Origin of the sequence: Chimaeribacter californicus, from assembly GCF_002858675.1 — a bacterium.
GTDB classification, from domain to species: Bacteria; Pseudomonadota; Gammaproteobacteria; order Enterobacterales; family Enterobacteriaceae; genus Chimaeribacter; species Chimaeribacter californicus.
Window position 1 is genome coordinate 16114 of sequence record NZ_PJZF01000005.1, and the last position, 26138, is coordinate 42251.

Annotated in this window: 17 protein-coding genes; 10 read left to right on the forward strand and 7 right to left on the reverse strand. The window is 60.1% G+C overall.

Annotated features, from left to right (window positions below; genetic code table 11):
• Nucleotides 1-26: 26 nt before the first annotated feature.
• Both CYR55_RS07795 and sbcD read right to left on the reverse strand, forming a co-directional pair.
• A complete protein-coding gene (locus CYR55_RS07795) occupies nucleotides 27-3707 on the reverse strand; it encodes an AAA family ATPase (protein WP_101815596.1) in 3681 nt (1226 codons plus the stop codon).
• A complete protein-coding gene (gene sbcD / locus CYR55_RS07800; RefSeq protein ID WP_101815597.1) occupies nucleotides 3704-4939 on the reverse strand; it encodes an exonuclease subunit SbcD in 1236 nt (411 codons plus the stop codon). The genes CYR55_RS07795 and sbcD overlap by 4 nt, the downstream gene beginning before the upstream one ends.
• Nucleotides 4940-5213: 274 nt before the next feature.
• Between sbcD and phoB the strand changes: the two genes are divergently transcribed.
• From phoB to CYR55_RS07815, 3 genes are read left to right on the forward strand one after another with little or no spacing between them, the layout of a single operon-like run.
• Nucleotides 5214-5903 (forward strand): phosphate response regulator transcription factor PhoB, encoded by a 690-nt coding sequence (gene phoB, locus CYR55_RS07805; RefSeq protein ID WP_101815598.1) that lies wholly within the window; start codon nucleotides 5214-5216, stop codon nucleotides 5901-5903.
• Between the two features lie 21 nt (nucleotides 5904-5924).
• Nucleotides 5925-7241, forward strand: coding sequence for a phosphate regulon sensor histidine kinase PhoR (gene phoR, locus CYR55_RS07810; protein ID WP_101815599.1), 1317 nt, complete (start codon nucleotides 5925-5927; stop codon nucleotides 7239-7241).
• A 34-nt stretch (nucleotides 7242-7275) separates the two neighbouring features.
• A complete protein-coding gene (locus CYR55_RS07815) occupies nucleotides 7276-8262 on the forward strand; it encodes a PstS family phosphate ABC transporter substrate-binding protein (RefSeq protein ID WP_101815600.1) in 987 nt (328 codons plus the stop codon).
• A gap of 40 nt (nucleotides 8263-8302) precedes the next feature.
• Here CYR55_RS07815 and CYR55_RS07820 read toward each other — a convergent pair whose 3' ends face one another.
• Both CYR55_RS07820 and CYR55_RS07825 read right to left on the reverse strand, forming a co-directional pair.
• Nucleotides 8303-10966 carry a glycoside hydrolase family 38 N-terminal domain-containing protein gene (locus CYR55_RS07820; protein ID WP_101815601.1) on the reverse strand — a complete coding sequence of 888 codons (2664 nt, stop codon included), beginning with the start codon at nucleotides 10964-10966 and terminating at the stop codon, nucleotides 8303-8305.
• Between the two features lie 3 nt (nucleotides 10967-10969).
• Nucleotides 10970-12937, reverse strand: coding sequence for a PTS fructose transporter subunit IIABC (locus CYR55_RS07825; RefSeq protein ID WP_101815602.1), 1968 nt, complete (start codon nucleotides 12935-12937; stop codon nucleotides 10970-10972).
• A gap of 502 nt (nucleotides 12938-13439) precedes the next feature.
• On the opposite strand from CYR55_RS07825, the gene CYR55_RS07830 reads away from it, so the two are divergent.
• The 4 genes from CYR55_RS07830 to malZ all read left to right on the forward strand — a co-directional run bounded on the left by CYR55_RS07830 (nucleotide 13440) and on the right by malZ (nucleotide 19798).
• Nucleotides 13440-14543: a cobalamin-independent methionine synthase II family protein gene (locus CYR55_RS07830; RefSeq protein ID WP_101815603.1), complete on the forward strand. Its 1104-nt coding sequence runs from the start codon at nucleotides 13440-13442 to the stop codon at nucleotides 14541-14543.
• Nucleotides 14544-15005: 462 nt separating this feature from the next.
• Complete coding sequence (gene brnQ, locus CYR55_RS07835; RefSeq protein ID WP_101815604.1) at nucleotides 15006-16325, forward strand: branched-chain amino acid transport system II carrier protein; 1320 nt, start codon at nucleotides 15006-15008, stop codon at nucleotides 16323-16325.
• Nucleotides 16326-16461: 136 nt separating this feature from the next.
• Nucleotides 16462-17847, forward strand: coding sequence for a proline-specific permease ProY (gene proY, locus CYR55_RS07840; RefSeq protein ID WP_101815605.1), 1386 nt, complete (start codon nucleotides 16462-16464; stop codon nucleotides 17845-17847).
• A gap of 121 nt (nucleotides 17848-17968) precedes the next feature.
• On the forward strand, nucleotides 17969-19798 hold the full coding sequence (gene malZ / locus CYR55_RS07845) for a maltodextrin glucosidase (protein WP_101815606.1): 1830 nt from the start codon (nucleotides 17969-17971) through the stop codon (nucleotides 19796-19798).
• Nucleotides 19799-19903: 105 nt separating this feature from the next.
• On the opposite strand, the gene ggt is transcribed toward malZ, so the two are convergent.
• From ggt to CYR55_RS07860, 3 genes are all read right to left on the reverse strand, one after another.
• Nucleotides 19904-21667: a gamma-glutamyltransferase gene (gene ggt / locus CYR55_RS07850; protein WP_101815607.1), complete on the reverse strand. Its 1764-nt coding sequence runs from the start codon at nucleotides 21665-21667 to the stop codon at nucleotides 19904-19906.
• A 299-nt stretch (nucleotides 21668-21966) separates the two neighbouring features.
• Nucleotides 21967-22569, reverse strand: a complete 603-nt coding sequence (locus CYR55_RS07855; protein ID WP_101815608.1) for a peroxiredoxin C — start codon at nucleotides 22567-22569, stop codon at nucleotides 21967-21969.
• 187 nt (nucleotides 22570-22756) lie between these two features.
• The gene (locus tag CYR55_RS07860; protein WP_101815609.1) at nucleotides 22757-23338 is read right to left on the reverse strand and encodes an acyl carrier protein phosphodiesterase; all 582 of its coding nucleotides are present in this window, start codon (nucleotides 23336-23338) and stop codon (nucleotides 22757-22759) included.
• A 104-nt stretch (nucleotides 23339-23442) separates the two neighbouring features.
• On the opposite strand from CYR55_RS07860, the gene queA reads away from it, so the two are divergent.
• The 3 genes from queA (at nucleotide 23443) to yajC (ending at nucleotide 26125) form a co-directional block, all read left to right on the forward strand.
• Complete coding sequence (gene queA, locus CYR55_RS07865) at nucleotides 23443-24513, forward strand: tRNA preQ1(34) S-adenosylmethionine ribosyltransferase-isomerase QueA (protein WP_101815610.1); 1071 nt, start codon at nucleotides 23443-23445, stop codon at nucleotides 24511-24513.
• A gap of 98 nt (nucleotides 24514-24611) precedes the next feature.
• The gene (tgt, locus tag CYR55_RS07870; protein ID WP_101815611.1) at nucleotides 24612-25736 is read left to right on the forward strand and encodes a tRNA guanosine(34) transglycosylase Tgt; all 1125 of its coding nucleotides are present in this window, start codon (nucleotides 24612-24614) and stop codon (nucleotides 25734-25736) included.
• A gap of 53 nt (nucleotides 25737-25789) precedes the next feature.
• Nucleotides 25790-26125 (forward strand): preprotein translocase subunit YajC, encoded by a 336-nt coding sequence (yajC, locus tag CYR55_RS07875; RefSeq protein WP_072926556.1) that lies wholly within the window; start codon nucleotides 25790-25792, stop codon nucleotides 26123-26125.
• Nucleotides 26126-26138: the final 13 nt, after the last annotated feature.

Consider the following 26138-nt stretch of genomic DNA (forward strand, 5'->3'; position numbering starts at 1 on the left):
GCGGCGGCCGGTAGGGGCATGCGGCGTCAGAGCACGGCGAACTCTTTGCCGAGGCGGCTGACGCCCAGCCCGTTGACCTTTTTCACCCGGATCTGCACCGGGATGCGCTCTTTCATCGCATCCACATGGCTGATGACGCCGATGGTTTTGCCGGAGGCGTTGAGGTTGTCCAGCGCGTCCAGCGCCGTGTCCAGCGTGTCGGCGTCCAGGGTGCCGAACCCCTCATCCAGGAACAGCGAATCGATGCTGGTTTTGTGGCTGACCAGATCAGAGAGCGCCAGCGCCAGCGCCAGGCTCACCAGGAAACTTTCGCCGCCGGACAGGGTGCGGGTATCCCGCAGGGCATCCGCCTGCCAGGTGTCCACCACCTGAAGCTCCAGCGCATCGCTCTCTTTGCGCTGTAACAGGTAACGGCCATGCAGCCGCTCCAGCTGCTGGTTGGCGAGATAAACCAGATGATCCAGCGTCAGGCTCTGGGCAAAGCGGCGAAACTTGGCCCCGTCGCTGGAGCCGATCAGCGTATTGAGCGCGCTCCAGTCGCGGAACTGCTGCTGGCTTTCGGCAATCTGGTTAAAGAGCTGCTGCTGGTTGCTGCGGCGCTGGCGATCGCTTTCCAGCTGCTGGCGCAACTCGCCCTGCTGCTGGGCGCAGAGCCGCAATTGCTGTTGCAGCGCCGTCAGCTCTGCTTCCAGCGCGCCGCCGTCGGCCTGCGCGGGCAACGTTTCGGGCCGTTGCTGCTGATGCTGCGCCAGGGTGGCCTGGGCCTGTTTCAGCAGGGTTTCCGCTTCCTGCTGTTGCTGTATTAACAGCGCCTTCTGCTGATGCAGCGCATCCCGCTGCGCCTCATCCAGCAGGGCGGCAGTCAGCGCGCTTTCGTCCGCAAATTCGCTGGTGGCCAGCGCGGCGGTAAGCTGCTGTTCGCTCTGCTGTTCACGTCCGGCCAACTGCTGCTGTTGCTGCTCCAGCCCGTCGATCTCCCCGGCCAGCCGGCTCAGGGCGTGCTGCGCCTGCCGGCAGGCCGCTTCGGCCTGTTCGGCGGCCTGGGCGGCGGCCTGCACCTCACGCTGTAAGGCGTCACGCACTGCCGCCACATCACGATCGCCAAACAGATCGCGGCGCTGCTGTTGGGCCTGTGCCTGCTGTGCGGCCAGTGCGCGGCACTGGGCATCCAGCTCGGCCAGACGGGCGGCGGCATCCTCCACCCGCCGCTGTTCACCTTCGCGCCGCGTTTCGGCCTGCTTCAGCGCCAGCGTGAGATCCTGGCGCTCCTGCTGTTGCTGTTGCCACTGCTGAAACTCCTGCTGGCGCTGTGCCAGCCAGGAGGCGTGCTCCCCGCTGCCCGGCGGCATCAGGCCCAGTGCCGCCAGCGCGGCGCTGATCTGCTGGGTTTCATCGGCCAGCGCCTGCTCCTCTTGTGCCTGCCGCGCCTGCTGCTGCGCCCACTGTTTTTGCTGTTCATGGCGGCGCTCATCAAGCAACGCCAGCTGGTGGTGCAGCTGCTGCTGGGCTTGCCGGGCAGCGTTCAGCGCCTCCTGTGCGGTGCGGTGCGCCTGTTGCAGGGTTTCACGTTGCTGCCACTGCTGCTGGAGCTGGTTTTCCTGCTGCTCTTCGTCCGCCAGCCAGGCGCTCAGCGCGGGCTCATCCGCCAGATCCACCGTGAGTGCCAGCAGGGCGCTTAACTGCTGCCAGCGTTGCTGCTGCTCTGCCTGCACCTGACCGGCGCGCGCCAGCTCCTGCTGCAATTGCGCTTCCCGCTCCTGCAGGGACTTCACCCGCGCGCCCAGTTCAATACCGGCGGTTTTTATCGCGTCTACCTGCTGTTCCAGCACCGCCAGCCGTTGCGCCGTCTCAGACAGGACAATGCCCTGGTAATCCGCAATCGCCGGGTGCTCAGTGGCCCCGCACAACGGGCAGGCGTCGCCGGGTTGCAACGCCGCGCGGTGCGCTTCGAAACGCACAATCTGCTCTTCGCGCTTATGCAGCGTTTTCAGGTCAGCCAGGTGCTGTTTTTGCAGTTGATACTGTTGGCGTTTTTCTGCCAGCTGCTGCCCGGCCAGCGTCAGCTGTTGCTGGTTCTCCTGCTGCTGCTGGTGCAGGTGGGCGATCTGCTGGTGGGTCTGGCGTGCCAGTGGCGCCAGCGCAGCAAGCTGACCGCGCACCGGCCGCCGTTCGCGCAATGCTGCCAGACGGGTGCGCAGCGTCTCTTCCGGCCACTGGTGCTCCTGCGCCTGTAACGCCTGCTGGTGGGCGGCAGCCTGTGTTTCTGCCTGTTGCAACGCCTGATCCACCGCTGGTTGCTGCTGCGCCAGCGTTTCGCGCTCCTGGGTCAGGCGGTCAAGCTGCTGCCGGGCGGCGGCCAGTTCCCGCTGAGCGGCCTGCTGTGCCTGCTGTTGGGTCACCTGCTGCTGGAGCTGCGTGCGCCACAGCGGCAGGTTCTCGCCCCACTGGGCATGGTGCGCATGGTCACGGGCATAGGTTTCCAGCGTGGCCAGCCGCACTGCGCCCTGTTCCAGTTGCTGTTGGGTCAGCTGCAACGCCCGGCGGCGTTCCGCCTCCTGCTGAAGCTGAAGCTGATACGCCTGTTGCAGCTCATCATGCTGCCGCGTCAGTTGGGCGAGCTGCGTGTCCAGCGGGGTAACCTGCGCAATCAGCGCTTCCTGCTGCGTCTGCTGCTGTTGCAGGGCGGTGAGCTGTTGGTGCGCCTGTTCATGGCGGGCGAGCAGCGGGGCCAGCGCCTGCTGCTGATCGTGCTGCCGGGCGAGCAGCGCGGTAAGCGTGGCCTGATGCTGAACGCGGTCGGTGCGTGCCTGATCCCGTGCCTGCTGGAGCGGGCGCAGCTTTTCCGCCGGTTCATTGCGCGCCAGCCGCAGCAAATCAGGCTGGGCCTGTTGCCAGTCGGCGCTTGCCTGCTGCTGTTGCCGGAGGCACTGTGCCAGTGCCTGCTGGTGGGCATGATCCTGGTTGATCCAGGCGATCCCACGCTGCAACACGGCGGCCTGTTGCCCCTGACGGGTTTCCTGTTCCGCCAGCGTCGCCAGCTGGCCGGTGAGCTGCTGCTGCTGTTCGTCCGTCAGCAGTTCGATACCGGCCGCACGGTGGTGCAGGGCATCCAGATCGCTGCGCGCCTGTTTGTGCTGTTCAAATACCCGTTCAGAGAGCTGGCCATAAATTTCCGTGCCGGTCAGCTCCTCCAGCAGTTCCGCGCGGTCATTGGCATCGGCATTCAGGAAGGCGGCGAACTGCCCCTGTGACAGCATCATCGATTTGGTAAACCGGCCGAAATCCAGCCCGGTGATCTGCGCCACGGATTCCAGCTTGTCACGCACTTTGTCCGCCAGGATTTTGCCGTCCGCCACCCGCGCCAGTTCTACTTTTGGGGCCTGCAGGTTGCCGTCCGGCGCATTTTTGGCGCGGCGCTGGCTCCAGAAGGCGCGGTAGGCCACGCCCCTGACCTCAAATTCCACCTCCGCCAGGGATTCGGCGGTGTGGCGGGTCATCAGCTCATTGTGGCTCGGGGTCACCGTGAGGCGCGGCGTCTGGTGGTAAAGCGCCAGGCAGATGGCATCCAGCAGGGTGGTTTTGCCGGCACCGGTGGGGCCGGTAATGGCAAACAGGCCGTTGCTGGCGAACGGCTCCTGCGTAAAGTCGATTTTCCATTCGCCTTGCAGCGAGTTGAGGTTTTTCAGCCGGAGGCTCAGAATTTTCATGCAGATTGCACCCCTTCGTTGGCTTCACGCACCTCTTCCACCACCGTGCGGAACATCTGGCGCATTCTGGCGCAATGTTCGCTATCGGCGTCAGTTTCCAGCGCCATCCGCCGGTCAAACACCTCTGTCACGGACAGCTCCGTCAGCGTCTCTTTGGCCTGCTGGGCCAGGGCGCTCTGGCGCTGGGCTTTGTTGCGGCGCAGCAACACCACCTCCACCGGCAGCGGGTCGGTCAGCTGCTGGATGCGGCGCTGGATGTCACTCAGGTAATCCTGGGTGGCGACTTCAATGTCCAGCCACACCGGGCGCGCCGGGTCGGCGTTGCTAAACGCCTGTAACTGCTGTTCAATTTCCGCCAGCGAGCCTTTGACAATCGCCATCGGCTGGTGCACCGGCACCGGCAGGGTCTCTACCGAGGCCAGTGTTGCGCCGTCAAACTCCAGCAGGTAGACGCTTTTGGTGTTATTGGCTTCGTCAAAGCTGAGCGGAATGGGTGACCCGCTGTAGCGGATATGGTGGCTTTTCGCCACGCACTGGGCGCGGTGGATATGGCCGAGGGCGATGTAGTCCACCGGCGGGAACGCCTGAGCAGGGAAGGCGTCCAGCGTGCCGATGTAGATGTCACGCACCGAATCCGTGGTGGAGACGCCCACGGTGGTCAGGTGCCCGGTGGCGATAATCGGCAGCGGCAGGCCGAGTTCGTCGCGCCTGGCCAGCGCCGCCTGGTGCAGGCTGTGGTAATGGGCGGCAATCGCCTCCTGCAGCGCGAGCTGTTTCTCACTGCCGGACTGGCCGGCGCGGCTGTGCAGCAGGTCACGCGGGCGCAGGAACGGAATGGCACAGAGCAGCGCGCCGGGGGTGCCGTCATGCCGGTTCAGCACACAGAGCTGGGGGCTGTGGTCGGCCTTCACATTGGCGATCACCGTGGTATTCAGGCAGGAGAGCAGCTCCCGCGACTCGTTCAGCGTGGCCACGGAATCATGGTTACCGCCCAGCACAATCAGCTGGCAGCCGGTGCGCTGCAACGCTACCACAAAGCGGTTATAGAGCTGGCGGGCATAGCTCGGCGGTGCGCCGGTATCAAAGATATCCCCGGCGACCACCACGGCATCCACCTGGTGGGCGTCAACCTGTTCAATCAGCCAGGTCAGGAACGCCTGGTGCTCCGCTGCGCGGCTCTTGGTGAAAAAGACCTGGCCAAGATGCCAGTCAGATGTATGAATCAGGCGCATAACACTCTCGCTTCGTATTGCCTGCCCCGGAGGGCGGAGGAGGCTGATTATAAACGCCGTCGCGGCGCCATGTCGTGGGGGAAACCGGACAGTGTTTGCGAGGCACTTTCCAACTCCGTCATTTTATTGCCCACCGGGCTACACTTAACGGTAAGGTATGACCAATTCCCGTGATGAATGGACGCGGTAAACTTATTCATAAATGTGTCATAAAACTGACGCATAATGGCGGCCGCACACAAACGTGATCGCTAACCTATTGGCAGGATTGACGATGGCAAGACGTATTTTGGTGGTTGAGGATGAAGCCCCGATTCGGGAGATGGTCTGCTTTGTTCTGGAACAGAACGGCTACCAGCCGCTGGAAGCGGAAGATTTTGACAGCGCGCTGAACCGGCTGGCAGAACCTTTCCCCGATCTGGTGCTGCTCGACTGGATGCTGCCGGGCGGCTCCGGGTTGCAATTTATCAAGCACATGAAACGTGAAGCGATGACGCGTGACATCCCGGTGATGATGCTGACCGCGCGCGGTGAAGAGGAAGACCGGGTGCGTGGGCTGGAAGTGGGCGCGGATGATTACATCACCAAACCCTTCTCACCCAAAGAGCTGGTGGCGCGCATCAAGGCGGTGATGCGGCGCATCTCGCCGATGGCGCTGGAAGAGATGATTGAGATGCAGGGGCTGAGCCTTGACCCTTCATCACACCGGGTGATGGCAAATGAATCCCCGCTGGAAATGGGCCCCACGGAGTTCCGGCTGCTGCATTTCTTTATGACCCACTCAGAGCGGGTCTACAGCCGTGAGCAACTGCTGAACCATGTCTGGGGCACCAACGTGTATGTGGAAGACCGGACAGTGGACGTGCACATCCGCCGCCTGCGCAAGGCGCTGGAGAGCAGCGGCCACGATCGCATGGTGCAGACCGTCCGCGGGACGGGTTACCGATTCTCAACGCGCTACTGATGCCGCGGCGGAGACCATAACGTGCTGGAACGTCTATCCTGGAAGGGGCTGGCGCTGGAACTGGCGCTGTTTTGCCTGCCCGGCCTGCTGCTGGGGCTGCTGTTTGGCGGCCTCTCCTGGTGGCTGCTGGCCAGCGTGCTGGGCGCTCTGTGCTGGAATTACTATAACCAGCTCCGGCTCTCGTACTGGTTATGGCTGGACCGCAGCATGACGCCGCCCACCGGCCGCTGGAGCTGGGAGCCGGTCTTCTATGGTCTCTATCAAATGCAGCTGCGTAACCGGCGGCGGCGGCGCGAGCTGGCGCTGCTGATTAAGCGTTTCCGCAGCGGTGCGGAATCCCTGCCGGATGCGGTGGTGCTGACCACGGAAGAGGGCATGATCTTCTGGTGCAACGGGCTGGCCCAGCAACTGCTGGGGCTGCGCTGGCCGGAAGATAACGGCCAGAACATCCTTAACCTGCTGCGTTACCCGGAATTTACCCGCTACCTGCAAGGCGAAACCTTTACCCGCCCGCTGACGCTGGTGCTGAACAACGGCCACCATGTGGAGTTCCGCGCTATGCCCTATTCCGAAGGGCAATTGCTGATGGTGGCGCGTGACGTCACCCAGATGCGCCAGCTGGAAGGGGCGCGGCGCAACTTTTTCGCCAACGTCAGCCATGAGCTGCGCACGCCGCTGACGGTGCTGCAGGGCTACCTGGAGATGATGGGCGAGGAGACGCTGGAAGAGCCGCTGCGCAGCAAGGCACTGCACACCATGCAGGCGCAGACCCGCCGGATGGACGGGCTGGTGCAGCAACTGCTGACGCTGTCAAAAATCGAGGCCGCGCCGCCGCCGGATATGCAGGAGCGGGTGGACATCCCGCGGATGTTGCGCCAGTTGCAGCCTGAGGCGCAGGCGCTGAGCAATAACCAGCACCAGATCGAGTTCCGCATCAATGAAGCGCTGAAGGTCTTCGGCAATGAGGACCAGCTGCGCAGCGCCGTCTCTAACCTGGTGTATAACGCCGTGAACCATACGCCGCCCGGCACGCGTATTGAGGTCTCCTGGCAGCGTACCGCGCAGGGCGCGCAGTTTCTGGTAAGTGATAACGGGCCGGGGATCGCCGCTGAGCACCTGCCGCGCCTGACGGAGCGTTTCTACCGGGTGGATAAGGCGCGCTCGCGCCAGACCGGCGGCAGCGGGCTGGGGCTGGCGATCGTCAAACATGCGCTGAACCACCACGACGCGCGGCTGGAGGTGCTGAGTGAGCCGGGCGAAGGCACCCGCTTTATGTTTACCCTGCCAAAACGGCTGATTGTGCCGGATGCATTGACTCAGGGCGCGACACAGACATAATTACCCGCTTCAGCCCCCTTGAGCCACACAACCCATGATTTCACGGCATTGCCGGCAGGCCCTGGCCTGCCTTCTGTTTCTGCTGCCGGTTGCCTTTTTCTGCCTGCCGGTGTCGGCTGCTGTCCCGGAGCCCGGCCAGGCTGCACCCGCCAACCGGATGCTTTCCGGCAACCTGTCCAGCGTCGGGTCTGACACGCTCGCCACCCTGATGGCGTTGTGGGGCGAGGGCTTCTCCCGCCGCTACCCTGGGGTGAATTTACAGATTCAGGCGGCCGGTTCTTCAACGGCACCCACCGCACTGGCTGCCGGGGCCGCCCAGTTGGGGCCGATGAGCCGGCCGATGAAAAATGCGGAAATCGCCTCGTTCCGCCAGCGGTACGGCTACCCGCCGCTGGCGGTGCCGGTGGCGGTGGATGCGCTGGTGGTGCTGGTCAATCAGGATAACCCGCTGACCGGCCTGACCTGGGACCAGCTGGATGCGATTTTTTCCGTGACGCAACGCTGCGGGGAGACGGGGCAGTTACGCCGCTGGGGGGATGTCGGCCTCGGCGGCAGCTGGGCTGAGCGCCCCTTTGCGCGCTATGGCCGTAACTCCGCTTCCGGCACCTATGGCTATTTCAAATTGCGTGCGCTGTGCGGCGGGGATTTCCTGCCGCAGGTCAACGAGTTGCCCGGTTCCTCGTCCGTGGCGCAGGCGGTGGCCGGCACGCTGAACAGCATCGGCTATGCCAGTATCGGCTTTCACACCAGCGGGGTGAAGGCGTTGCCGCTGGCTGAGGATGGCCGGCACTTCATCCAGCCCACCGCGGACAATGTGCGCAACGGCCACTATCCGCTGACCCGCTTCCTGTACATCTACGTGAATAAAGCGCCGGGCCAGCCGCTGGAGCCGCTGACGGCCGCCTTCTTCAGCCATGTGCTGTCAGAGGCCGGGCAGCGGGTGATCACCCGCGACGGTTACCTGCCGTTGCCGCCGGACAAGCTGCGCGAAGTGCGTGAGCTGCTGGGGCTGGCAGAATAGCGGGGACGCGGCGCAGCCACACGTGGGCGTGCCTGCCTGCTCAGCCGGGCTGGCTGGGGTAAACCGCCAGCGTCAGGTACTGTTTGCCTGAAAGGATGATCGCGCCGGTAAGGGTTTCCTGGTACTCCTCGCGCAGGCTCAACCGGTGGAGTAACTGTTCACCGCTGCTGTTAATTCTGAAGGTCTCCGGCGTATCGCCGGGGTTGAACAGCCGGATAATCAAGGCATTATCCGGCCCCGGTTTGCACATGCTCATAAAAATACGCGGGTTATCGATCGCCAGTTTCATCGCCGCCGCAGGTGCCGGTTGGTCAGGCAACGGGATGGTAAAGCGTTCCAGCCGCTCTTCAAACGTGTTCAGGCTCTGGACGTGATAAGTCAGATGATGTTCACGGTATTTTTTCACCGCGCTGTACAGGGCGGCCTCATCCATCCGGTGGTCGTCAAAAATCAGCGCGTAATCAAATGCCATGGGTTGCTGCATCAGCGCATCCGGCGTGTACACCACCTTATTGTTGATGCCGGAGGCCCGCCCCGGCCGCCACTGGGTGTCATCTTTACCCAGCAGCCCTACGCTGCGAAACAGGGTAAACGCAATGCTGTTCTCCTCCGGCAGCACCTCATACTCTTTCATGCCTTTGGTCATCACGCCGAAAACGCAGCGCGCATCTTTCAGGTAGACCAGGTTCTCCAGGGTATGGATCGGCACCGGTTTTTCGACAAAGCCCGCTTCCCGCCAGGTCGGCACATAGCGGCCCGCCGTTTCGCGCCGGAGAACCGAATAGCCCTGATCGGCATAGGAATACACGGGCCGTTCAACCGGTGTTTTTATCTGCACCCGCAGGCGGTGTTCCGTCTGGGTGTTGTGCAGGTCGTGATGCACCCGGATCGCCGGGTCATTGTGGCGCAACTCAAGCCGGGTCCGGATGGTCAGCGGCTGATCCTGTTGGCCCGCCTTGCGCTCTGCCATCCCTTGCGGCAGGCATAACACCGACTCCAGCGTCATGCGGGAAACCAGTGGGCCACGCTCTGTGGCGATAAGCCTGAAGGTGTTAAAGAGAAGTGGGCGCTCACTTTCAAGGGGTGAGAAATCGAATTCGTCGCCGTCATCCCCTTCATCAACAAAAGTGAGCAGATCCTCAATCCGCTGGTGAAGCCGGATATGCTCCAGCGACAATTTTCCGGCGTGGAAGGTGATCCGGTAGTGGCCGTTTTCAATGTGGGTCGCGGGCAGCGTGGTGAGCGGGGTGGCGGGTTCATCAATGTTCTCTTCATCGACCACATACGCCTGATAGCCCAGCCCTGCCGTGGGGAAAGGGGTGAACAGAATTTCGCTGCGGTAGTAGTTGTCTGCCGGCTCCAGCTTTTCGCCCTGCGCCGTGACAATCACTTTTTTACCGCCGTCTATCGCCTCCTGCCGGAGCAGGGTGCAGCACACCGGTGTGCCGTTATGCCGCAGGGTGAAGTGCGGGCTGCGGGTAAAGAGCACGGCGCTGACCAGCTGGTCGAGCGGGTGAATATCGCAGTTGAACACCACCAGCAGGTTAGCCTGGCCCAGCTGGCGGGTAATCTGATGGCTGAGTTTCTTTTTCAGCAGGTTAATCAGGCTCAGCGCGGAACGCTCGACGCTGATCAGGCGCTGTTTAATGTCGTGGTTGACCGGATCGGCATTCGTCGCTTCCAGGCCGTTGTGCGCATGGGCCGAGAAAACCGTTTTCCACAGGGTGTCCATCAGGCGTGCAGGGCAGGTGATGCCATACAGGGAAGCCAGTGAGGCCAGCGGCTCAAGCTGGTCCAGCATCAGGTGCTCCGTCTGCCAGCTCTGTTGTTTGATGTCGTAGCGGGTGGAGTGGCAGGTGCGGTGAATCCGTGATTTCTGGCACCCGACCAGTTCACCGTCGATAATGTGCGGGAAGTCCGTGTCCGCCCAGGCGTCTTCCATATAGGTTTCATAATCGGCCAGTGTGAAGTGATAGCCCGTCTGGCAGCGGTTCAGCGCAGCGACGGTGGCCGGGAAGTCAGCGTTCGCCAGTACCTGATCGCCGCCTGCGGGCAGGAGTAGTTTGTCGGTGCCTTGGTTCATGGCGGAAAGCTGGTCGAGGATCGGTAATAACCGTTGTTCAAGGTAATCCGGCTGCGCGCTTAAAAATTTCCCCGGCCCGTAGCCAAAATAGAGATAATTTGTCGCGATCATGGCCTGGTTGGGCGCGCGCCAATAGAAATTCAACTCACCGTTTAATTGGTCGGTGTAAATACCGCGCTGTAATACACAATAGGTGATGCCGAGATCGGTAAAAAAGGCGGGCAGCCAGGCGTGCTGGCCAAAAATATCGGGCAGGTAACCAATATTCATGCTGTGACCAAAGTGCCCGGCTATTTTGGTGCCGTATACCAGGTTGCGGATCAGGGATTCGGTGCGGATCAGCAGGGAATCACATTGGGTATACCAGGGGCCGACCATTAACCGCCGCGCACGGATTAACGCCTCTATACGTGCGCTATTTTCCGGCCTGATCGCCAGATACTCTTCAATCACGCAGGCGAGGCCATCAAAGGTATAACTGGGAAAGGCCGGGTCGCGCTCCAATACATTGATCAGGTAATCCATATTCTCAATTAACAGAATATGGGAATCCTCGCAGGTGAAATACCATTCTGCATCCCAGTGGGAATGTGGGACGACATAAACCTCTTTCTTTGCCATCGGTTACTCCTGTTTTTCGATGCGCATTTTCCCTGCTCTGATCAGGGCATAGCGGACAAATACGTTGGTGAACGCAATAAACAGCACCCCGGCCACCAGGCCAAAAAGATAGGCGGGTAAGTTTTCCACCAGCGGCCAGCCCCAGACGGCAGGCAGCGGATACCATTGCACCGAGCCTAAGCTGATGGCCGTCACCGCCCCGATCACCGCGCCGCAGATATTAATTGAGATGGTAATAAAGGGGTTTTTCAGCATAAACGGAATCGCCCCTTCACCAATTGCCAGAAAGCCGAGAATTAATGAGGTGGTGCCGGTGACGCGCTGGTTTTCATCAAATACCCGCTGCCTGACCAGGTATTTATCAATCAATGTCGCCAGCCCGATGCCGATGGGCGGAATTACAATGCCCAGCACCCGGGAGGTTAACGGATAGATGTGATCGGCCGCCAGGCCAATGGCAATCGCCCCCGCGGATTTATTCACCGGGCCGCCTAAATCAAAGGCGGTGAGGGAGGCAATAATGACCGCCAGCATCAAGGCACCGGAATTGCCGTGCGCAATAATGGTTTGCTGAAGAAAGTGGTTGATGCCGCCAAATACCGGATCGACGAAATAAAGGTTAATAAAAAAGATCACCAGTACCGTCAGCCCCGGCACAATCAGCATCGGTTTCATTGCCTGGACGTTTTTATGCAGCCGGATATGTTTATTCAGGTAATCCGCCACCACGCCGGCCACCAACCCCAGTATTAACGCGCCGAGAAAACCCGAGGGAATACCGCCGCCCACTGACCAGAAGAGATAGTGCAGGCCACCGGCAAACGCACCGCCAATAAAGCCCGGTACCAGGCCGGGGCGATCGGCAATGCTGTACGCCATGTACGCGGAAAATACCGGGTACATAAATTTCATGATCATATTTCCATACAGCGTCAGGGTGTGGAACACCACAAACAGGTGGCGGGGGTGGGTGGCATACGTGGCATCACTGATGTTGACCACGCCAAACAGGCTGGCCCCCACCTGCCCGATGCCGATCATCAGCCCGGCAGCCACAATCACCGGGATCATGTAGGAGATACCGCTGGAGACGCCCTGATAGAGCCGGGCGGGAAACGATGTTTTGGCGCTGCCCACAGCGGGCGCGTCCCCAGCGCTCACCGCCAGAATGCCGTCCGGATGATGTAGTACGCGGTCTATCAGGCCGTCGGCATTTTTTAACGGTTCCGAAACGCTGGTGGAGACATATTTTTTACCGTTAAAGCGCGCCTTGCCTTTGGGCGGCAGCGTCGCGGCGAAGATGACGCCGTCCGCCTGCCGGATCTGTTCAGCCGTGACCTCATCCTCCACGCCGTTCGCGCCCTGTTTTTCGCTCAGAACCCGGATGCCGCGTGCCGCACCGGCTTTTTCCAGCGCCTCGGCAGACATATAGGTATGGGCAATACCGGCCGGGCAGGAGGTGATGACAATCAGGCTCGGTTGCCGGGCATCCGCGAGGTGTGGTTTGCCGGCAGGAGCGTTGCTGTCCAGAATCGCCAGAAATTCAGCCGGGGTCGCGGCCGCCTTTAACGCAGCGACGTGGGTTTCTTCCATTAACAACAGGCTCAGGGAGGAGAGCAGCCGCAGGTGTGCGTCCGGGTCACCGCCGGGCACTGCCAGCAGAAACACCAGATCCACCTTGTCCTCGCCGTCCATGGTCGGCCAGTCTGCTACCGGCTGGGCCAGCCGTACTGCGGCAAACGCCGGTCTGGTAACCACAGGCGATTTGCCGTGGGGAATCGCAATGCCCTGCTCAAAACCGGTTTCAGAGAGCTGTTCCCGCTGCCACACGGCCTCGAGAAACGCTTTCTCATCGCTGACCACGCCCTGTTCAGCCAATAACCGGCAGAGGTGCGCCAGAATCTCAGCGCGATGCTGCCACGGTTTATCCAGCAAAATCATGCTGTCACGAGTAATGCTGCTTAATACCATACCTCCCCCTGACGCCCGACGCGGCGCGGCTGCGTTTCTCTCTCCCTGCATGTCTGTGTGGCGGCATACAGCACGTGCAGATTAATCGATTAACCCCACAATGAAAGTGTGGTTAACGCGATTAACCCGCCATTCTGCGCAATCAGGGGGCTTTACCGGGGCAGGCTGTGAATCAGGTCACAGGGAAGTTCAGCCAGAAAAGGTTATTCGATTAATCAACGGAAAACCGGAGCGTTCAGGAAGCAAGGCAGATGAAAAAAGGGGCGTGTCCGCATCAACATGAATTTCTTTCATGTGACATGAAAATTCCTCGTTTGCTGTTAAGCCGCGCTCATGACAAATTGGCCTTCAAGCCATGTAGACGTCCAGAAGTCTGATGTCACGCAGCGTAATTATTCAAATTTGAAATAATTCGCTTTAAAAATAGTTAACTTTATAAATTAGTTAGCCTGCCGAAATCATTTGATTGCTGCCTTCAGGCCGCAATGCTCAGGAGCCAGAGATGCCAAATACCCAACCTGCTTTTTCTGCTGACGTCGTCGGCAGCCTGCTGCGCCCGGCCGCTGTGAAACAAGCCCGCCTGCAATTCCAGGCCGGTGAGATTGATGCCGCCCAACTGCGCCAGGTGGAAGATGATGAGATCCGCCATGCGGTGGCGAAGCAGCGTGAGCTGGGCCTGAAAGTGGTCACTGACGGTGAATTCCGCCGCGCCTGGTGGCACTTCGATTTCTTCGAGGGCCTGGATGGCGTAGAGCCTTACGAAGCCGATCAGGGCATTCAGTTCAACGGCGTGCAGACCAAAACCCGCAGCATCAAAGTCACCGGGAAGCTGGGCTTCAGCAACCACCCGATGCTGGAGGATTTCCGTTTCCTGCAAAGCATCGCCGGGGACGCGGTCGCGAAAATGACCATCCCGAGCCCGAGCGTGCTGCATTTCCGTGGCGGCCGCAAAGCGATCAGCCATGAGGTTTACCCGGATCTGGCCGTCTATTTCGACGATCTGGCGCAGACCTACCGTGACGCGATCAAAGCCTTCTATGACGCCGGCTGCCGCTATCTGCAACTGGATGACACCGTGTGGGCCTACCTCTGCTCGGATGACCAGAAGCGCCAGATGCGTGAGCGCGGCGACGATCCGGCGCAGCTCGCCCAGACCTATGCGGATGTGCTTAACAAGGCGATTGCCGGTAAGCCGGACGATCTCACCATCGGCCTGCATGTCTGCCGCGGGAATTTCCGCTCTACCTGGATTTCTGAAGGCGGTTACGAGCCGGTGGCCGAGCTGCTGTTCGGCACCGTTAACATCGACGCGTTCTTCCTGGAGTATGACAATGAGCGTTCCGGGGGCTTTGAGCCGCTGCGCTTCCTGAAGCCGGGCAAACAGCAGGCGGTGCTGGGCCTGGTCACCACCAAAAACGGTGAACTGGAAGATCCGGCGGTGATTGAGCAGCGCATCCGTGAGGCGGCGCAATATGTGCCGCTGGAACAGCTCTGCCTGAGCACCCAGTGTGGTTTCGCCTCCACGGAAGAGGGCAACAGCATCACTGAAGATCAGCAGTGGAAAAAGCTGCAACTGGTGATTGATACCGCTAACCGCGTCTGGTAAGCCGCTGATGCTGCCTGCGGATTGTGTATGAAATAGCCATATCATGACGGTTTCATGCAGGTTCGCAGGCAAAGTGTCACAGTTTGTGTGCTGCTTGTTTAAATAATATACAAATCATGTAGTGGAGATCAGAGCATAAACCGCATGATTATCTGCTTATGAAATTTTATATAGTCAATGACTCTGCTTTTTTGATCCCGTCTTGTCTTCCTGCGCTATAAACGTTTAACTTAGCCCCCGTTGTTGCGCTACACCGCCTGCAATACGTCAATTTTCCGCCTTTATCGGTGCGTGGTCACTTCCCGCATGGAGAGCTGCTGCAAGAGGCAGCCGACGCCCCGTATAGACCTCTGACGATAAAAACAATTTTGGCAACCGGATGCTGAGAACAGGCTTTTGCCTGCGCCAGCCCGCGACAATCGGGTAACTCTTTTTTCCTTTGAACAGGCAACACGACACAACATGACTCATCGTTTAGCAAGTAAAGATATTCTGGCGCTGGGGTTTATGACCTTCGCGCTGTTTGTCGGCGCAGGGAATATCATTTTTCCGCCGATGGTAGGGTTGCAGTCCGGCGAGCACGTCTGGTGGGCCGCCCTCGGCTTTCTGATCACGGCAGTGGGCTTGCCGGTAGTCACCGTGGTGGCGCTGGCCCGTGTCGGCGGCGGCATTGACGCGCTGAGTACGCCGATTGGCCGTAAGGCCGGTCTGCTGCTGGCGACCGTCTGCTACCTGGCGGTTGGCCCGCTGTTCGCCACCCCGCGCACCGCGACGGTCTCTTTTGAAGTGGGGATCGCCCCGCTGACCGGTGACGGCGCGATGCCGCTGCTGGTCTATAGCCTGATTTACTTTGCGCTGGTGATCGCCATTTCCCTTTATCCGGGCAAACTGCTGGACACCGTCGGCCATGTGCTGGCCCCGCTGAAGATGGTGGCGCTGGCTATCCTGGGTATCGCTGCGGTGCTGTGGCCGGCAGGCCAGCCGATTCCGGCGACCGAAGTCTACCAACAGGTGCCGTTCTCTACCGGCTTCGTCAATGGCTACCTCACCATGGACACGCTGGGCGCACTGGTGTTCGGCATCGTGATTGTTAACGCGGCGAAATCGCGCGGCGTGAGTGATGCGGGCCTGTTGACCCGTTACACCATTCTGGCCGGCCTGATTGCCGGTGTCGGCCTGACGCTGGTCTACCTCTGCCTGTTCAAACTGGGTGCGGGCAGCGGCGTGCTGGTGCCGGATGCGCAAAACGGCGCGGTCATTCTGCATGCCTATGTGCAGAACACCTTTGGCGGTATCGGCAGCACCTTCCTCGCGGCGCTGATCTTCCTGGCCTGTATGGTGACGGCGGTGGGCCTGACCTGCGCCTGTGCCGAGTTCTTTGCCCAGTACCTGCCGTTCTCCTACCGGACGCTGGTGTTCGTGCTGGGGCTGTTCTCAATGGTGGTCTCCAACCTCGGCCTGAGCCAGTTGATCCAGATCTCCATCCCGGTACTGACGGCCATCTACCCGCCGTGTATCGTGCTGATTGTGCTGAGCTTTACCCTGCGTATGTGGAACCGTACGCCACGTATTGTGGCACCGGTGATGCTGGTCAGCCTGATCTTTGGTATTATCGACGCCATCAAAGCTTCCGCCCTGCATGTGGCGTTGCCGGCCTGGACAGAACACCTGCCGCTGGCATCCCAGGGGCTGGCCTGGTTGCCGCCATCACTGCTGATGCTGGTACTGGCCGGGGTTTATGATCGTGCCGCCGGTGAGCGCAACGTCACTGCCCATCAATGATGTGATGATGTCTGCGTAACCGTTCCGATGCCACGGGCCCTCCCGTGGCATTTTTGCGTTAACGATCCGGCGCTTTTCCGGCAACCGGGCCGTTTTCACCTTTTTGTTTTTGGTTCACTTACAGGTTTAAAAGTACATGGAACAACCAGCCAACAAGCTCAAACGAGGCCTGAGCACGCGGCATATTCGTTTTATGGCCCTGGGCTCTGCCATCGGTACCGGGCTGTTTTATGGGTCGGCGGATGCCATCAAAATGGCCGGGCCGAGCGTGCTGCTGGCTTACCTGATTGGTGGGGTCATCGCCTTTATCATCATGCGTGCGCTGGGCGAGATGTCCGTCAATAACCCGCAGGCCAGCTCCTTCTCCCGTTATGCCCAGGATTACCTCGGCCCGCTCTCCGGCTACATCACCGGCTGGACTTACTGCTTTGAGATCCTGATTGTGGCGATTGCCGATGTCACGGCATTCGGCATTTATATGGGCGTCTGGTTCCCGGAGGTGCCGCACTGGATCTGGGTACTGAGCGTGGTGCTGATCATCGGCGGCATCAACCTGATGAGCGTGAAGGTGTTCGGCGAGCTGGAGTTCTGGTTCTCGTTCTTCAAGGTGCTGACCATCATCATCATGATTGTGGCGGGCATCGGCATCATCGTCTGGGGCATCGGCAACGGCGGCCAGCCGACCGGCATCCATAACTTGTGGAGCAACGGCGGCTTCTTCAGTCACGGCATTATGGGGATGATCCTCTCGCTGCAACTGGTGATGTTTGCCTATGGCGGCATTGAGATTATCGGCATCACCGCCGGTGAGGCCAATGACCCGAAAACCTCCATCCCGAAAGCGATCAACTCCGTGCCGTGGCGCATCCTGGTGTTTTACGTCGGGACGCTGTTCGTGATTATGTCGATCTACCCGTGGAACCAGGTGGGGACGCAGGGCAGCCCGTTTGTGCTGACTTTCCAGCACATGGGCATCACCATTGCGGCCGGTATCCTGAATTTCGTGGTGATCACCGCCTCGCTGTCGGCAATCAACAGTGACGTGTTCGGCGTCGGGCGGATGCTGCACGGCATGGCGGAGCAGGGCCACGCGCCGAAAATATTCGCCAAAGTCTCGAAGCGCGGCATTCCGTGGGTGACGGTGGTGGTGATGATGCTGGCGATGCTGGTGGCGGTCTACCTTAACTACATCATGCCGGAGAACGTCTTCCTGGTGATCGCATCGCTTGCGACCTTTGCCACGGTGTGGGTCTGGATCATGATTCTGTTCTCACAGATCGCGTTCCGCCGCAGCCTGAGCAAAGAACAGGTTGCCGCGCTGGCCTTCCCGCTGCGTGGCGGCATCGCGACCTCCCTGGCGGCAATTATTTTCCTGGTGTTCATCATCGGGTTGATTGGTTACTTCCCGGATACGCGGATTTCCCTCTATGCGGGCCTGGTCTGGGTAGTGCTGCTGCTGGTGGGCTACGCCTGGAAAGTGAAATTCCAGCGCCGCGTGGCGGCACAGACACGCACTGAGTAACCGGCGGTAAGGCTCTCCGCCCCCACCCTCATCCCCGGATTTTATGCCGGTCAGATGAGGGCGGGAATTGCCGGGCATGGCATGGTGAACGCATTGATGTGTTTACCAATCTGGAGAAACTATGCTCAATGCCTGGCACCTGCCTGTTCCCCCGTTTACGGCCCTTCGCGGCGATTTCCTCTACCTGACCCTTTGGCTGGAATGCGACACCGCGCCTGAACAGGTGTTGCTGCGCGCCGAACCGGACAACGAGGAGTGGCTTCAGGCCATGACAGCGCGCCGGATGGGGAAATATTACCGCTACCAGGCCGTGCTGGCGCTGAACGAGGGGCAACCCGCCCGCCGTTACTGCTTCAAACTGATCTGGCCCGGCCGGCAGTGCTGGGTTGGCCCGCTGGGCGTGAGTGAGCTGCAACCCGGTGCGCTCGGCCAGTTCTCCCTCCTGGTGCCCGATTCCGGCCCGGAGTGGGTGAGCGATCAAATCTTCTACCAGATTTTCCCCGACCGTTTCGCTGCCGGCGGCGGTGACCACGCGATCCAGAGCGGCAGCTACGACCACCATGCTGAAAAGCGTAAGGTTACGCGCCATGCGTGGGACGACCCGATTGTGGCAGAAGGTTCGCCCTCGGCGTTCTATGGCGGCGATCTGGACGGCATCGTCAGCAAATTACCCTACCTGCAAAAACTGGGCGTCACCGCGCTCTACCTGAACCCGGTGTTTACCGCGCCCAGCGTGCATAAATATGACACCGAAAACTACTATCAGGTTGACCCCTATTTTGGCGGCGACGCGGCGCTGGTGCGGCTGCGTGAGCAGACGCGGGAGGCCGGCATGCGGCTGATTCTGGACGGCGTGTTCAACCATACCGGCGACTCCTGTGCCTGGTTTGACCGCCACCAGCAGCACGCCGACGGCGCCTGCCACCATAAAGACTCCCCGTACCGCGACTGGTACAGCTTCTGGCCGGACGGCAGCACCCGCGACTGGAAAGGCTTCAGCAGCCTGCCCAAGCTTAATTATGCCAGCCCCGGTGTGGTGGAGCAGATCTACCGCGGGCCGCAGAGCGTAGCACGCTACTGGCTGCGCCCGCCTTACAGCATCGACGGCTGGCGGCTGGATGTAATCCATATGCTGGGCGAAGAGGGCGGCGCGAAAAACAACCTGCACCACCTGGCCGGCATCAAACAGGCGATCCGTGAAGAGAACCCGGAGGCCTATATTCTCGGCGAGCACTTTGATGATGCGCGCGACTGGCTGCATGCCGGGGTTGAGGATGGCGCGATGAACTACCGCGGCTTTGCCGTGCCGGTACGCGCCTTTCTGGCCGGCATCGACAATGCCGGCCACCCCATCTCCCTGACGGCACAGACCTGTGCGGAGTGGATGGAGGGCTACCGCGCCGGGCTGCCGCATCAGGTGCAGTTGCGGCAGTTTAACCAACTCGACAGCCATGACACCCCCCGTTTTCTCACCCTGCTCAACGGCGATCTGGCGCGGATGGCAATGGCGGTGGTGTGGCAGTTCACCTGGATTGGCGTGCCGTGCATCTACTATGGGGATGAAGTCGGGCTGGATGGCGGCAATGACCCGTATTGCCGTAAGACGTTCCCCTGGCAGAAAGATCGCTGGAATACCGATCTGCTGGCGCTTTATACCCGGATGGCGAAACTGCGCCAGCGCAGCAAAGCCTTGTGCCGGGGCGGCTGTCAGGTGCTGTACGCCGAGGGGAATACGCTGGTGTTCCTGCGGGTTTACCAGCATGAGCAGGTGCTGGTGGCGCTGCAACGCGGCCCGGCCGCCAGCGGGGTATTACCGCTGACGCCGTTGTTACAGGCGGGCGAGTGGAAAGCGCTGGAAGGTGAGGGAGTGCTTACTTCGGAATTGGACCAGCTCCGCCTGTCGCTGCCGGAAGAGAGCGTGACGGTATGGCGCAGCCGCAGTAAAAGCTGACCGCCGCCGCAAAACTCTGCTTTTAAAAACGTCCCCTTCTAAATACGGACTCCTCTAAAAAAAGCGGGCCTGCACCGGCCCGCTTTTTTCTTTTACGTGCCGGTATCAGTAGCCGATAGCGGCCCCGGCCGGGCGGCGCACATCATTGGCCCCGTACAGATAGCCTTCACGCACTTTGCCGGAAACCGCCGAGTCATTGCCGGAGTTGGCCGGGGAGACGCCCGCCGCACCCGGCAGGCCGACCATAATCAGCTCGGCTGCGCCCCATGGGGTTTGCTCCACCATCTTGTAGCCGCGTTGTGCCAGCAGGGCCAGGGTATCCGCAGAGAGGCCGCGCTGCTCGTAATAGACTTCATCCGGCAGCCACTGGTGGTGAATGCGCGGCGCATCTACTGCTTCCTGCGGAGCCATGCCGTAATCGATGATATTGATCGCCGCCTGCAGGGTAATGCTGATAATGCGCGACCCGCCCGGCGAGCCGAGCACCAGGAAGATTTTTCCGTCTTTGGTCACCAGTGACGGGCTCATCGATGAAAGTGGGCGCTTACCGGGGGCAATGGCATTACGGCTGCCCTGCACCAGGCCATAAAGATTCTGCTCACCCACTTTGGTGGTGAAATCATCCATTTCGTCGTTGAGGAAAAAGCCGGTACCCGGTGCGATCACCACCGCGCCGAAGCGGCCATTTACCGTGTACGTGGTGGAGACCGCGTTGCCTTGCTGGTCAACGATGGAGTAGTGGGTGGTTTCCGGTTTCTCATGCGGCATCATGCCCGGCTGCACGTTTTCAGACGGGGTGGCGCGTTCCGGGTCGATCTGCTTGCGGATCTCACCGGCGTAACTTTTGCTGGTCAGGCGGCCGATGGGGTTGGTGACAAACGCCGGGTCGCCGAGGTAGGTGTTGCGGTCCATATAGGCGTGGCGCATCGCTTCGGTCAGCACATGAATTGAGGCGGCGGAATTGAAGCCCATCTCTTTCAGGTTGTAGCCCTCAATGATGTTGAGGGTCTCGCACAGCGTCGTGCCGCCGGAGCTGGGCGGCGGCGAGGAAACAAACTTATAGCCGCGATAGCTACAGGTGAGCGGGGCGGTTTCGCTGATCCGGTAGTCGGCAAAGTCTTTGGCGGTGAGTAACCCACCGCCTTTTTTCGCCGCGGCTTCGACGGCCGCCGGGATATGCCCTTTATAGAAGGCGTCCGGCCCGCGCTGGGCAATCGCCTCCAGCGTGTTGGCCAGATCTTTTTGCACCAGCCGGTCGCCCGGTTGCAGTGCGCTGCCGTCCGGGCGCAGGAAAAGCCGCGCCGCTTCCGGGTCGTCATGGAAGCGCTTGACGGTGGTGTCCAGCACGTCGGTATCCGCGCGGGTCAGCACAAAGCCCTGGCGCGCCAGCCTGATGGCCGGCTCCATGACCTGGCGGCGCGTCAGCTTGCCATATTCGCGCTGTGCGGTGTCCAGCCCCAGCACCGTGCCGGGCACCCCGGCGGCCAGGTAGCCATACAGCGAGGCATCTTTACGGACTTTGCCCTGTGCATCCAGGTACATGTCCGCGCTGGCGGCGGCCGGGGCGGTCTCCCGGAAGTTGATAAAGGTGTCTTTGCCGTCCGCCAGGTGGATTGTCATAAAGCCGCCGCCGCCGATGTTACCGCAGCAGGGGTTCACCACCGCCTGCGCATAGCCCACGGCCACGGCGGCATCAATCGCATTGCCGCCCCTTTTCAGGATATCCACCCCAATCTGGGAGGCCAGATATTGCGAGGAGACCACCATCCCGTGCTGCGCCTCAACGGCCGGCATCGACGCGGCATGCAGGCTGCCGCTCACCAGCAGTGCCAGCGCACTCAGCGGCGCTGTCCATTTTCCTAACCCCATATTCCCTCCTGTCTGTGCTGATATTATCGTTATAGGTGCAAGCCACTGCCCACCGGTAAAAGCGCTGCAAATGTCGCGCCAGGCCGGCGGCCGTTAACGTGCTTTATCAGCGTAGCGGGAAACAGGCAAGGAAGTAGCAGAAAACACGAGAGAAATCGTCATGTTGCCGGGCAGGGCGGCAACAGGGAGGGGCAGGGGTGACCTGAAAAGGGGCAGACGTAAAAAAACCGGCGGGCAAAGCCGGCCGGTTTTTATCCTGAATGCGCACCGGCCGGGCTCTCACCCGGCCGGTGAACAGATTACAGGTTAGTGGCGTTCTCAGACAGGTACTTGGCCACGCCGTCCGGAGAGGCGCCCATGCCAACTTTCCCTTTTTCCCACTGAGCCGGGCACACTTCGCCGTGCTCTTCGTGGAATTGCAGCGCGTCTACCATGCGCAGCATTTCGTCGATGTTACGGCCCAGCGGCAGGTCGTTAACAACCTGGTGACGCACGATGCCGTCTTTGTCGATCAGGAAGGAACCACGCAGCGCAACGCCTGCGTCCGGGTGCTCGATACCGTACGCTTTCTGGATTTCACGCTTAACGTCAGCAACCATCGCGTATTTCACTTCACCGATGCCGCCTTTATCAACCGGGGTTTTACGCCATGCGTTGTGAACGAACTCGGAGTCGAAGGAGATACCAACCACTTCCACGCCACGGTTCTGGAATTCAGCGTAACGGTTGTCGAAGGCGATCAGTTCAGACGGGCAAACAAAGGTGAAGTCCATTGGCCAGAAGAAGACAACGGTAGGTTTGCCAGCGGTGTGTTTTTTGAAGTTGAAGTTTTCAACGATTTCACCACTGCCCAGAACGGCAGCAGCGGTAAAGTCTGGGGCTGGGCGAGTTACCAGGACCATAATTACTCCTGTAATATCAAGTTAAAGGACAGTTTATGAATAAGACGAAGGCAGTATAGGGATTTAGACAGGGTGAATAAAGGGTGAAAGACCAATCATTCAGATAGCTTCCGGCTATTAATGCAAGTTGTAAAATCTATCTCGCTTTAACAATAACCCTTAAAAAATCCTGCCTTAACGTGCGCCGTCATAACTGGCGATGACGCGCTTTTTCCATCATCTGCGGGTAGAAATCGAAGAATATTGCCTCAAACTGCGGGTAATTGCGCTCAATGTCAACAAAAGACCCTTTCAGCTGATGCAGGCGCGGGCGGCGTGCCGCCATGCCGGCCAGTACGTTGGCGATAAACGGCAGGCCGGCATAGCGCTCCAGCCAGCGTTCCGGCCAGAGTACCCGGTTCAGCTGCTGAAAACCTTCCGGCAGGGTAGGTAGATTGGGTGAAATTTGACCTTGCGCATAATTCACAAAGGCCGGCAGGGTATAATCCGCCTCCAGTTTTTGCCAGTGCAGGGCCAGAAAATGGTCCCACATCACGTCCATGGTAATGGGCGCGACCCGGCGGTATTCCTCACTGAACAGGCGGCGTGCCTCCCTGACGGCCGGCAGGCTGTCGGTCAGGGAATCTACCCGGCGGTGCATGCGGATGCCTTCAACCACCGCCTGATCATAAAGATGCGTGGGATCACCGCGGACGAAATCAGCGGCCAGGTTTCCGGTCAGTGAGCTGTGGGCCAGATGGGCCAGATGCAGATGGGCAAGAAAATTCATTCCGGCAGTATAACCATTTCAGGCGCCGGACGCCCTTAATTGTTGCAGCCGGGCGGTGCTGGCTCTAGACTAAGCCGCCTGTTTTTCACGTGAAGTAGAGTGTTATGCGCGTCGCTGATTTTTCGTTTGAACTCCCTGAATCCCTGATTGCCCGCTATCCGCAAGCCCAGCGCAGCGGCTGCCGGCTGCTCTCCCTGGACGGCCCCAGCGGTGACCTGACGCACGGCGTCTTCACTGACCTGCTGGAGACGCTGGAACCGGGCGACCTGCTGGTATTCAACAATACCCGTGTGATCCCGGCGCGGATGTTCGGGCGTAAAGTCAGCGGCGGTAAAATCGAGGTGCTGGTGGAGCGCGTGCTGGATGACCACCGCGTGCTGGCCCATGTGCGCGCCTCCAAAGCGCCGAAGCCGGGCGCTGAGCTGCTGCTGGGAGATGACGAAAGTATCTCCGCGACCATGGTGGCCCGCCACGATGCCCTGTTTGAACTGCGCTTCAACGATGAACGCGATGTGTTCAGCGTGCTGAACGCTGCCGGGCATATGCCGCTGCCGCCCTATATTGACCGCCCGGATGACGAAGCGGATCGCGAGCTTTACCAGACGGTGTACAGCGCCAGACCGGGTGCCGTGGCCGCCCCCACGGCCGGGCTGCACTTTGACGAGCCGCTGCTGGCCGCACTGAAAGAGAAGGGCATCGAGATGGCCTTCGTGACCCTGCACGTCGGGGCCGGTACCTTCCAGCCGGTGCGGGTGGAAAGCATCGAAGACCACATCATGCACGCCGAATATGCGGAAGTGCCGCAAGAGGTGGTGGATGCGGTGCTGGCCTGCAAGGCGCGCGGCAAACGCGTGGTGGCCGTGGGCACGACGTCAGTGCGCTCGCTGGAGAGCGCCGCACAGGCAACGCAGGATGGCCTGATCGCGCCGTTCTTCGGCGACACCAAAATCTTTATCTATCCCGGTTATGAGTATCAGGTGATCGACGCGCTGATCACCAACTTCCACCTGCCGGAATCCACGCTGATTATGCTGGTGTCGGCCTTCGCCGGGTATACCCAGACGATGAATGCCTACCATACCGCGGTGGCGGAACAGTACCGTTTCTTCAGTTACGGCGATGCGATGTTCATTACCCGTAACCCGCTGGCCCCGCAACAGGCGGCAGGCCGGTAATACCCGGCCCGGCGCGTCATGCGCCGGGCTTACTCTTTCCGGGGCGTGTGGCTCCGGAGTCAACCTCATCAGACTGTTTCTCTGATGCCGGAGGCACTGTGAAGTACGAATTAATCAAGAAAGAGGGTCGCGCCCGCCGCGGCCGTTTGGTGTTTGATCGCGGCGTGGTCGAAACTCCGGCCTTTATGCCGGTCGGCACCTACGGCACCGTGAAAGGCATGACGCCGGAAGAAGTCAAAGAGTCCGGCGCGCAGATCCTGCTCGGCAACACCTTCCACCTCTGGCTGCGTCCGGGGCAGGAGATCATGAAACTGCACGGCGACCTGCATGATTTTATGCAGTGGCACGGCCCGATCCTCACCGACTCCGGTGGCTTCCAGGTCTTCAGCCTGGGGGCGATGCGCAAAATCAAGGAAGAGGGCGTGTATTTCCGTAACCCAATCAACGGTGACCCGGTGTTCCTGAGCCCGGAAAAGTCGATGGAGATCCAGTACGACCTCGGCTCTGACATCGTGATGATTTTCGATGAATGCACTCCGTACCCGGCCGACTGGGACTACGCCAAACGCTCCATGGAAATGTCACTGCGCTGGGCGGCCCGCAGCCGTAAGCGCTTTGACGAACTGAACAATAACAATGCGTTGTTCGGGATTATTCAGGGCAGTGTTTACGAAGATTTACGAGATGTCTCCGTAAAAGGGCTGGTAGAGATCGGCTTTGATGGTTACGCTGTGGGCGGCCTGGCGGTCGGTGAGCCGAAAGAGGATATGCACCGCATCCTGGAGCACGTTTGCCCGCAGATCCCTGAGGACAAACCGCGCTACCTGATGGGAGTCGGCAAACCGGAAGACCTGGTGGAAGGCGTGCGCCGCGGCATCGATATGTTCGACTGCGTGATGCCGACGCGCAATGCGCGTAACGGCCACCTGTTCGTCACCGAAGGGGTGGTGAAAATCCGCAATGCCAAGCATAAAGAGGACACCTCGCCGCTGGATCCGGAATGTGATTGCTACACATGTCGCAATTACAGCCGCGCCTACTTGCATCATCTGGACCGTTGCAACGAAATACTCGGTGCGCGTCTGAATACCATCCATAACCTGCGTTATTACCAGCGCGTCATGGCCGGTTTACGCCAGGCAATTGATGAAGGGAAGTTAGCGCAGTTTGTCACTGATTTTTATCAGCGCATCGGCAAGCCCGTTCCGCCGCTGGATGCCTGATTTCAGCAACTGCTTTCGATAACATTGATTTCGATAACAATGAGGGAATTTTAATGAGTCTGTTCATTTCTGATGCGGTAGCCGCCGCTGGCGCACCGGCCGGACAGTCAAGCCCGTACTCGCTGGTGATTATGCTGGTGGTATTTGGCCTGATTTTCTACTTCATGATCCTGCGTCCGCAACAAAAACGCGGCAAGGAACACAAAAAGCTGATGGAGTCGATCGGCAAAGGTGATGAAGTGCTGACCAACGGTGGGCTGATTGGCCGCGTGGCCAAAGTCTCTGAGACCGGCTACATCGTGATTGCGCTGAATGAAACCACAGAAGTGACGATTAAGCGTGACTACGTAACCGCCGTTCTGCCGAAAGGTACGATGAAGGCTCTGTAATTGAATTTTCCCT

Excerpts from the sequence above, each read along its gene's own strand:
- CYR55_RS07830 (WP_101815603.1), top strand. The coding sequence starts at position 13,440 with ATGCCAAATACCCAACCTGCTTTTTCTGCTGACGTCGTCGGCAGCCTG.
- CYR55_RS07855 (WP_101815608.1), bottom strand. The coding sequence starts at position 22,569 with ATGGTCCTGGTAACTCGCCCAGCCCCAGACTTTACCGCTGCTGCCGTT.
- yajC (WP_072926556.1), top strand. The coding sequence starts at position 25,790 with ATGAGTCTGTTCATTTCTGATGCGGTAGCCGCCGCTGGCGCACCGGCC.
- CYR55_RS07815 (WP_101815600.1), top strand. The coding sequence starts at position 7,276 with ATGATTTCACGGCATTGCCGGCAGGCCCTGGCCTGCCTTCTGTTTCTG.
- malZ (WP_101815606.1), top strand. The coding sequence starts at position 17,969 with ATGCTCAATGCCTGGCACCTGCCTGTTCCCCCGTTTACGGCCCTTCGC.
- CYR55_RS07795 (WP_101815596.1), bottom strand. The coding sequence starts at position 3,707 with ATGAAAATTCTGAGCCTCCGGCTGAAAAACCTCAACTCGCTGCAAGGC.
- ggt (WP_101815607.1), bottom strand. The coding sequence starts at position 21,667 with ATGGGGTTAGGAAAATGGACAGCGCCGCTGAGTGCGCTGGCACTGCTG.
- proY (WP_101815605.1), top strand. The coding sequence starts at position 16,462 with ATGGAACAACCAGCCAACAAGCTCAAACGAGGCCTGAGCACGCGGCAT.
- queA (WP_101815610.1), top strand. The coding sequence starts at position 23,443 with ATGCGCGTCGCTGATTTTTCGTTTGAACTCCCTGAATCCCTGATTGCC.
- phoB (WP_101815598.1), top strand. The coding sequence starts at position 5,214 with ATGGCAAGACGTATTTTGGTGGTTGAGGATGAAGCCCCGATTCGGGAG.
- brnQ (WP_101815604.1), top strand. The coding sequence starts at position 15,006 with ATGACTCATCGTTTAGCAAGTAAAGATATTCTGGCGCTGGGGTTTATG.
- CYR55_RS07825 (WP_101815602.1), bottom strand. The coding sequence starts at position 12,937 with ATGGTATTAAGCAGCATTACTCGTGACAGCATGATTTTGCTGGATAAA.
- sbcD (WP_101815597.1), bottom strand. The coding sequence starts at position 4,939 with ATGCGCCTGATTCATACATCTGACTGGCATCTTGGCCAGGTCTTTTTC.
- CYR55_RS07820 (WP_101815601.1), bottom strand. The coding sequence starts at position 10,966 with ATGGCAAAGAAAGAGGTTTATGTCGTCCCACATTCCCACTGGGATGCA.
- CYR55_RS07860 (WP_101815609.1), bottom strand. The coding sequence starts at position 23,338 with ATGAATTTTCTTGCCCATCTGCATCTGGCCCATCTGGCCCACAGCTCA.